The following is an 8,663-nucleotide window of genomic DNA, read 5'->3' on the forward strand; positions in this document are numbered from 1 at the left end:
TCGCGCTGCGCGGCGTGACCAGGGTGTACGGCCAGGGCGGCAACGCCGTGCTGGCGCTGGACGGGGTGTCGCTGGACGTCGCACCCGGCGAGTTCGTCTGCCTGGTCGGCGCCTCCGGTTGCGGCAAGAGCACCCTGCTCAACCTGGTCGCCGGCCTGGACCGGGTCAGCGGCGGCGGGATCGAGCTGGGCGACGGCGTCAACCCGGGCCTGATGTTCCAGGAGCCGGCGCTGTTCCCGTGGCTCACCGTCGAGGCCAACGTCGAGGTGCCGCTCAAGCTGCGCGGGCTGCCCCGGGCCGAACGCCGGACCCGGGTCGCCGAGCTGCTGCGTACGGTCCACCTGGCCGACTTCGGCCGCAGGCGCCCGCACCAGCTCTCCGGCGGCATGCGGCAGCGGGTCGCCCTGGCCCGCACCCTCGCCCTGGACACCCCGGTGCTGCTGATGGACGAGCCGTTCGGCGCGCTCGACGCGATGACCCGGGACATCCTCCACGACGAGCTGGAACGGATCTGGTCCGAGCGGAAGCTCACCGTGCTCTTCGTGACGCACAACGTCCGGGAGGCGGCCCGGCTCGCCGACCGGATCATCCTGCTCTCCAGCCGGCCCGGCCGGATCATCTGGTCCACCCGGGTGGACGTCCCCCGGCCCCGGCGGATCGACTCCCCGGAGATCGCGACCATCGCCGCCGAGGTCACCGGCCGGCTGCGTACGGAGGTGGGCCGCCATGGCCAGTGACACGCTCGCCGGATCGCCGCGTACCGACGCGGAGATCTCCGGACTGGACGCTCTGGAGATCGCCGGCCGGGAGAAGCCGCCGTCCCGGTTGCGGCGCGGCTGGTCCGCCCTCTGGCCCAAGCTCGCCGCGCTGGGCCTGGCGGTCGCCGTCTGGCAGGTCGTGGTCTGGACGGGCTGGAAGGACCCGTGGGCGCTCCCCGGGCCGGCGGTGGTCTTCGCGGACCTCGGCCACTACCTGGTCAGCTCGGCGCTCTGGGACGGCCTGGCCACCACCGGCCGCCGCGCCGCCGTCGGCTTCGCCGCCGCGGTCGCCGTCGGGCTGCTGCTCGGCCTGGCCGTGGCGCGGGTCAAGGTGCTCCGGGCCGCCCTCGGCTCGATGATCACGGCGTTGCAGACCATGCCGTCGATCGCCTGGTTCCCGCTGGCCATCCTGCTCTTCCAGCTGAGCGAGCAGGCCATCTTCTTCGTGGTGGTGCTCGGCGCGGCGCCCTCGGTGGCCAACGGCGTCATCCACGGCGTCGACTACGTGCCGCCGCTGCTGCTGCGGGCCGGTCGCAACCTGGGCGCCCGCGGCCTCGACCTCTACCGGTACGTGATCGCGCCGGCCGCGTTGCCCGCCATCGTCGCCGGGCTCAAGCAGGGCTGGGCCTTCGCCTGGCGCAGCCTGATGGCCGGCGAGCTGCTGGTGGTCATCGCCACCCGGACCTCGATCGGCGCGCAGCTGACCTACGCCCGGGAGCTGAGCGAGGCGCCCCGGCTGCTGGCCATCATGATCGTCATCCTGGTGGTGGGGCTGCTCGTGGACGCCGCCTTCGGCGCGGCCGACAAGGCGATCCGCCGGCGGTGGGGCGTGCTGGACCAGGCCGGCGACTGACGCCGTGTACGTCTCCGCGCGCGCCGACTACGCGCTCCGGGCCATGCTCGCGGTCGCCGACGCCGCCGGTTCCCCCGGCACCGGGGAATCCGGCGGTGACCTGGTCAAGGCCGCGAGCCTGGCCGAGAGCCAGGAGATCCCGCTCAGCTTCCTCCAGGGCATCCTGCTCGACCTGCGCCGGGCCGGGCTGCTGCACAGCGCACGCGGCACCGAGGGCGGTTACGGGCTCACCCGGCCCGCCGCCGAGATCAGCGTCGGGGACGTACTGCGGGCGGTCGGCGGGGCGCTGACCAGCGTCCGGGGACTGCCCGCGGACCGGGCCGGCTACCACGGGGTGGCCACCGGGCTGCGCGACGTCTGGCTGGCGGTGGACGGCGCGGTCGCCCTGGTCGTCGACCGGACCACGCTGGCCGAACTGCTGGTCACCGACGGCGCCGCCGGCCGCTGACGGCCGGGCGCCCAGGTTCCCGGTGGAGCCTCCGCCGCCGACGGGCGGGGCGACCCGGCCCGGGGTGGAGCGTCAGCCGCTGGCGTCGCCGGACGCGCCGGCCGGCGGATGGAGCCCGACCAGCCCGGCGGGCGCGGGCGCCAGGTGCCAGGGCGCGAAGGCCGCGACCATGGCGAGCACCAGACCCACCCCCGCGATCGCGAGCACCAGCAGCAGCTCACGGGTCGCCCTCGAGCCGGCACCGCCCGCCATGGTCACCCCTCCCGCGGCCGGCACGCCCGGCCTCGTTCCCCCGTCCCAGCATGGCCGGTCGGGCGAGGAAGAACAGTCGGGCACCGGACCCGGCGCCGGCATTTCCCCGACTCGACGGGCGGCCGCCGGGCTTGGGTCAGCGGCGGCGGGGACGCCGGGAACGGCCGGGGCGGGCGGCGGAGGGTGCCGCGACCGGGGGCGGCGGGGCGATGGTGACCGGAACGCCGGACGGCTCACGAGCCCCGGTGACCCGGCTCAACTCCTCGTCGCCGGGGCGTACCCGGGTGGTCCGGGGGGTGATCCCGGCCAGGCTCATCAGCCGGGTCACGTCCTGACGCTGTTCGGGCAGGACCAGGGTGACCACCGTGCCGGACTCCCCCGCCCGGGCGGTACGCCCACCCCGGTGCAGGTAGTCCTTCGCCTCGGTGGGCGGGTCGGCGTTGACCACCAGGTCGAGCCCGTCCACGTGGATGCCCCGGGCCGCCACGTCGGTGGCCACCAGCGCGGTGACCTGCCCGGTGCGGAACTGCTCCAGGATCCGGGTGCGCTGCGGCTGGGTCTTGCCGCCGTGCAGGGCGGCGGCGCGTACACCCTTGGCGAGCAGTTGGCGGGCCACCCGGTCGGCCCGGTGCTTGGTCGCGATGAACAGGAGGGTCCGCCCCTCGCGGGCGGCGATGTGGGCCAGCGCCGCCGGCTTGTCCACCGCCTCCACGTGCAGCACGTGGTGCGTCATCGCGGTCACCGTGGCGGTGCCCGGGTCGACGGAGTGCGTGACCGGGTCGGTGAGGAAGCGGCGGACCAGCTTGTCCACGCCGCGGTCCAGGGTGGCGGAGAAGAGCAGCCGCTGGCCGCCCGGCGCGACCTGCTCCAGCAGCCTGGTCACCTGCGGCAGGAAGCCCATGTCGGCCATCTGGTCGGCCTCGTCCAGCACGGTGATCGCCACCTGGTCCAGCCGGGCGTCGCCCCGGTCGATCAGGTCGTGCAGCCGCCCGGGGGTGGCCACCAGCACCTCGGCGCCGGCGCGCAGCGCGTCCGCCTGCCGCTGCAGGGAGAGCCCGCCGAGCACGGTGGCGCAGCGCAACCCGACCGCGCCGGCGTACGGGGTGAGGGCGGTGGTGACCTGCTGGGCCAGCTCGCGGGTGGGCACCAGCACCAGGGCGAACGGCCGGCCGGGACGGGCCCGGTGACCGGCCGTCCGGTGCAGCAGCGGCAGCCCGAAGGCGAGCGTCTTGCCCGAGCCGGTCCGGCCGCGGCCGAGCACGTCCCGGCCGGCCAGCGAGTCGGGCAGGGTGGCCGCCTGGATCGGGAACGGCTCGGTGATGCCCTGCGCGATCAGCTCGGCGACGAGCGCCGGGGCCAGGCCGGTGGCGGCGAAGGTGGGGACGGTCATGGTCATGGTCATGCGGAAAGCCTTCCTCGACGCGGCACGTGTCGAGGAAGGGCGCCGCGAGCGGCGCGTCACCGGTGGAACGACCCACCGGGAATCACAAGCACGAACCGAAAGGGTACGGGCCGGCCCGCCGCGGCGCGCCGCACCCGCGGTGAGCGGGTGGGTGGCGCGGCGAACCGGCCCGTCAGCGCGCCCGGAGGGCGCGATGGGTGTTACCGGGCGATCCGAAGATCAGAGCGGGCGGATGTTCTCCGCCTGCGGGCCCTTCTGGCCCTGGGTCACCTCGAACTCGACCCGCTGGTTCTCGTCCAGGCTCCGGTAGCCGGAGGACTGGATCGCCGAGAAGTGGGCGAAGACGTCGGCGCCGCCGCCGTCCGGGGTGATGAAGCCGAAGCCCTTGTCAGCGTTGAACCACTTGACGGTGCCAATAGCCATGTGTTTCGTCTCCTTGACGGAACGTTCGACCCGCACCTGTTGCGGGCCGAAAAGGAGTGCGTCGCGCGGAGATGCGCGGTGCACCTGTCGCTGCTGGTCGCCCCGCCCGGAGAACTCCGGACACAACAAAGTGCGCCTGGGGCCACAATCCGCCAGGCGCACACAGAGTCTCTGGTAACCAAAACTGCAACTCGTCTAACCTACCACGGTTTACGCAACACCGCGCCCGTCTGTCGAAATTTCCGGCACGCCGCCGACCAGGGCGGTCAGCCCGTCGGCGTCGAGCAGGTCCGCCGGACGGACGGTGAGCCCGTCCCGGACGTAGTGGAAGGCCGCCCCCACCCGCTCGACCGGCACCCCGGCCAGCTCGGCCCAGGCCAGCCGGTAGACGGCCAGCTGCACCGCCGCCGCCTCGGCCTCCCGCCCGGTCGGCTGCCGGCCGGTCTTCCAGTCGACCACGTCGTACCGGCCGCCGGGGCGGGCGAAGACCGCGTCCATCCGGCCCCGCACCACCACGCCGGCGATCACTGTGGCGAACGGCACCTCCACCTCCACCGGCACCCGGTCGGCCCACTCGCTGGCCAGGAAGCGCTCCTGGAGTTCGGTGAGCGCCTCGTCCGGGGCGGCGTCGTCGTCCGCCGCGCCGGGCAGCTCGTCCACGTCCAGCAGCCGGTCGGCGCCGAAGCGCTGCTCCAGCCAGGTGTGGAAGGCGGTGCCCCGCCGGGCGTACGGGTTGGGTTCGCTCGGCATCGGCCGGCGCAGCGACCGGGCCAGGGCCGCCGGGTCACGGCGCAGCGCCACCAGCTGGGTCACCGACAGGTGCCCGGGCAGTTCGACCTCGACCGCCTCCGCCCCGCGCAGCAGTTCGGCCCGCTCCGCGAGGAGCAGGTCGGCCTCCCGCCGCCAGCGCGCCACCTCCGGATCGTCGGCCGGCGCGGCGGCGGGTGCGGCTCCTTCGACGGCGGTCCGGAGGTCGACGGCCGCCCCGGCGGCGAGGACGGCCTCCTCACGGCGGGCCGCGTCGGGGTCGGCGAGGTACCGGCGGACCAGGGCGGCGGCCTCGGCCAGGGCCGGGCGGCGGGAGCCGAGCGGATCGGCCGGCCACTCGGCCCGGAGCACCTGCTCGGTGGTCGGGTTGACCGCGTCCCCGGCCGGCTCGGGCGCCCACTCGTCGACCAGGTGCCCGTCCCCGCCGTCCCGGCACGCGTCGTGCACCTCGCGCAGGAAGACCGAGGGGCCGCGGAACCGCTTCGTCCCCTCCCCCCACCAGTGGCCGGAGCAGAGCAGCAGCCGCCGGGGCCGGGTCACCGCCACGTACGCCAGCCGGCGCTCCTCCCGCTCGTCGTGGGCCCGCCAGGCGTCGGTGAACTCCTCCACCGCCCGGGCCACCCCGCGCTGGTCGGCGACCCCGGCCAGGTCCAGCTCGGGCAGCCCGTCGGCGTCGCCGCGCAGCGGGAACGGCAGCACGCCCAGACCGCCCAGCCAGTGGTCGGAGTTGCGGACCGGCCCCGGCCACACCCCGCGGGTCAGCCCGGCGACCGCCACCACGTCCCACTCCAGCCCCTTGGCGGCGTGCGCGGTGAGGATCTGCACCGCGCCCTCCACCACCTCGACCTCACCCGGGGTGAGGCCCCGCTCCTCGTCCTCGGCGGCGGCCAGGTAGGCGAGGAAGCCGGCCAGCGTCGCACCGGGGGTCTCCCCGCTGAACCGGGCCGCCACGTCGCCGAGCGCGTCCAGGTGGCCGCGGGCCAGCCCGGCGTCGCCGGCACCGTCCCGGCCGGCCCGGACCGCCACCTCCACGTCCAGGCCGATGGTCCGCTCGATGTCCGCGATCAGCTCCGGCAGGGACTGGTCGAGCCGGTAGCGCAGCAGCGCCAGCTCCATCCCGTACGCGCGCAGCCGGCCGTACCCCTCCGCCGAGTACGCCTGCGCCGGGCCCAGGTCGGCCAGCGCCTCGACCAGCGTCGCCTCGTCCAGCACGTCCACGGTGATCTCCGGCCCGTCCTCGCCGGGCGCGCGACGGGCCCGGGCGATGGCCTTCGCCCGGCGGTGCAGCGCCACCAGGTCCCGGGGCCCGATCCGCCAGCGCGCCCCGGTGAGCAGCCGCAGCAGCGCCGCCCCGTCGGTCGGGTCGGCGAGCACCCGCAGCGTGCACACCACGTCCCGGACCTCGGGCGTGTCCAGCAGGCCGCCGAGCCCGACCACGTCGACCGGCAGGCCCCGGGCGCGCAGCGCGGCCTCGATCGCCGGGATCTGGCTGCGCAGCCGGACCAGCACGGCGGTGGTGGGGCGCTGCGGCACCGGGATGTGCTCGGGCAGCGCGCCGGGCGTCCCGGCCGCCCCCCGCCAGGCGGCCAGCACGCTCTCCGCGATCCAGTCGGCCTCGTCGGCGTACGTCTCCAGGAGCGCGCAGTGCACGGTGCCCGCGGCGCGGCCGCGTGGGGTGCGGTGCGGGATCGGCTCGCGGACGCTGAGCGCGGCGTGCAGCTCGGGCACCCGGGCGCCGGCCGCCCGCAGCGGCACCGAGAGGGCGTTGGCGACGCCGAGGATCTCCGGCCGGTTGCGCCAGCTGGTGGTGAGGCTCAGCACCTCGGCGGCGGTGCCGTCGGCGCGGGCGAAGTCGGTGGGGAACCGGTCCAGCGTGCCGGCGCTGGCTCCCCGCCAGCCGTAGATGGACTGGCAGGGATCGCCCACCGCGGTGACCGGGTGGCCGCCGCCGAACAGCGCGTTGAGCAGCACCACCTGGGCGTGGCTGGTGTCCTGGTACTCGTCGAGCAGCACCACCCGGAAGCGGTCCCGCTCGATCACCCCGACGCCGGGGTGGTCCCGGGCCACCCGGGCGGCCCGGGCGAGCTGGTCGGCGAAGTCCATCGCCTCGAAGTCGTCCTTGCGCCGGGCGTAGGCGCGGACCAGGGGCAGCAGCTTGAGCCGGGTCCGCTGGAGCTGGAGCGCCTTCTTCACGTCCGCGTACAGCCGGCCGGGGCGGGACTGCACGTCGGCGAAGAACCGGCCGGTCCAGGCGGCCAGGTCGTCCGGGTCGACCAGGTGCTCGTCCAGCTCCCCGGCCAGTGCCAGCACCGCGTCGGTGATGGTGGAGGGCATCCGGTCCACCTCGGACATGTCCCCGTCGTAGTTGCGCACCAGCAGGTCGACGAGCTGCCAGCGGGACGCCTCGGTGAGCAGCCGGGTGGTCGGCTCGTAACCGGCGCGCAGCCCGTGCTCGGTGACGATCCGCCCGGCGTACGAGTGGTAGGTGGAGACGGTCGGCTCGCCGGCGAGCGGGTCCTCGTGCGGGTCCCGGCCCTGCCGCCCGAGCCGGCGAATGAGCTGGTCGAGCCGGGTACGCACGCGGTGCGCCAGCTCACCGGCGGCCTTGCGGGTGAAGGTGAGGCCGAGCACCTGCTCCGGCCGGACGTACTGGTTGGCGACCAGCCAGACCACCCGGGCGGCCATCGTCTCGGTCTTGCCGGAGCCGGCGCCCGCGACCACCAGCAGCGGCTCGACGGGTGCCGCGATGATCGCCGCCTGCTCCCGGGTGGGGGCCGGCAGCCGGAGCAGCTTCGCCAGCTCGACCGGGGTGTAGCGGGGGCCGGCGTCGGCGGCGCGGGGCGCCGGGGTGGCGCCGGCGCTGAACAGGGTCGGCTGGGTGGTCACGGGGTCTCCGCGGGCGGCTCGACGACCTGGCGGCCCTGGCCGGACACCGGGCAGCTGGTGCGTACCGGGCAGACCCGGCACTTGGCGTTGGCGACGGCCGCGAAGGTGGCGGCGGCCATCGTGTCGGCGGTCCGCCGGACCAGTGCGGTGGCCCAACCCGCCTCGGGCCCCTCCCCGGCGGCAGCCTGGGCCTGCTCCTTGGCGTCCTTCGCCCCGGTGCCGAGCTGCACCAGCGCGGCACCCCCGGACTCCTCGCCGAACTCGGCGAACGCCCCCGCCTCCACCGCCGCCTGGTACGCCCCGAGCTGCGGGTGCTCGGCGACCTCCCGCTCGGTGACCGCGGTGGACTTGCCGGTCTTCAGGTCGATCACCACGAGCCGACCGTCCTCGTCGATCTCCAACCGGTCCACCCGTCCGGTCAGCTCGATCGGCCGGGTGGGGTCGTCCAGCCGGACCGCGAACTCGTGCTCGATGGCGAGCAGCCGGCGCGGGTTTCCGGCCAGCCAGCGGAGCAGCTTGTCCACCATGGCCTCGGCGCGCTGCCGCTCCGGGCCGACCATCCAGCGGGCGGCCAGTTCGATCGCGTCGAACCGGGCGGCCACGTAGTCCAGGAGGGCTCTGCGGTCGGCGCTGGCGTCCTCGGCCAGCATCGCGGCGGCGTGCACCAGGTTGCCGACGCCCTGCGCCGCGCTGGCCGGGCCGCTGCCGCCGTGCCGTTCCAGCAGCCAGCGCAGGCTGCACCGCAGGGCGCTCTCCATCGCCGACGGGGTGACCCGGACCGGCTCACCCTCGTCGATCAGCGGCCGGTCGTCGGAGAGGCCGCGCAGCCCCCACCAGTCGTCCGGGTGGGCGCCCGGGACCCCGGCGGCGGCC

8 protein-coding genes are annotated in these 8,663 nt (G+C 75.7%); 3 read left to right on the forward strand and 5 right to left on the reverse strand.

Features of this window, described 5'->3' with window-relative positions; genetic code table 11:
- From ACWEVO_RS21430 to ACWEVO_RS21440, 3 genes are all read left to right on the forward strand, one after another.
- Window positions 1–737 (forward strand): ABC transporter ATP-binding protein (locus ACWEVO_RS21430; RefSeq protein WP_452309300.1); only part of this gene is annotated, 737 nt, incomplete at its 5' end.
- Window positions 727–1,611 (forward strand): ABC transporter permease, encoded by an 885-nt coding sequence (locus tag ACWEVO_RS21435; protein WP_452309301.1) that lies wholly within the window; start codon window positions 727–729, stop codon window positions 1,609–1,611. The genes ACWEVO_RS21430 and ACWEVO_RS21435, both read left to right, overlap by 11 nt.
- 4 nt (window positions 1,612–1,615) lie before the next feature.
- Window positions 1,616–2,059: an RrF2 family transcriptional regulator gene (locus ACWEVO_RS21440; protein ID WP_452309302.1), complete on the forward strand. Its 444-nt coding sequence runs from the start codon at window positions 1,616–1,618 to the stop codon at window positions 2,057–2,059.
- A 72-nt stretch (window positions 2,060–2,131) separates the two neighbouring features.
- On the opposite strand, the gene ACWEVO_RS21445 is transcribed toward ACWEVO_RS21440, so the two are convergent.
- The 5 genes from ACWEVO_RS21445 to ACWEVO_RS21465 all read right to left on the reverse strand — a co-directional run.
- Window positions 2,132–2,335 (reverse strand): hypothetical protein, encoded by a 204-nt coding sequence (locus ACWEVO_RS21445; protein ID WP_452309303.1) that lies wholly within the window; start codon window positions 2,333–2,335, stop codon window positions 2,132–2,134.
- 112 nt (window positions 2,336–2,447) lie between these two features.
- Window positions 2,448–3,707 (reverse strand): DEAD/DEAH box helicase, encoded by a 1,260-nt coding sequence (locus ACWEVO_RS21450; RefSeq protein WP_452309306.1) that lies wholly within the window; start codon window positions 3,705–3,707, stop codon window positions 2,448–2,450.
- Window positions 3,708–3,932: 225 nt separating this feature from the next.
- The gene (cspE, locus tag ACWEVO_RS21455; RefSeq protein ID WP_007464836.1) at window positions 3,933–4,136 is read right to left on the reverse strand and encodes a transcription antiterminator/RNA stability regulator CspE; all 204 of its coding nucleotides are present in this window, start codon (window positions 4,134–4,136) and stop codon (window positions 3,933–3,935) included.
- Between the two features lie 210 nt (window positions 4,137–4,346).
- Window positions 4,347–7,790, reverse strand: coding sequence for an ATP-dependent helicase (locus ACWEVO_RS21460; RefSeq protein ID WP_452309304.1), 3,444 nt, complete (start codon window positions 7,788–7,790; stop codon window positions 4,347–4,349).
- On the reverse strand, window positions 7,787–8,663 hold an 877-nt coding region (locus ACWEVO_RS21465; protein ID WP_452309305.1), incomplete at its 5' end, for a RecB family exonuclease. The genes ACWEVO_RS21465 and ACWEVO_RS21460, both read right to left, overlap by 4 nt.

Source organism: Micromonospora sp. NPDC003776, from assembly GCF_053605645.1.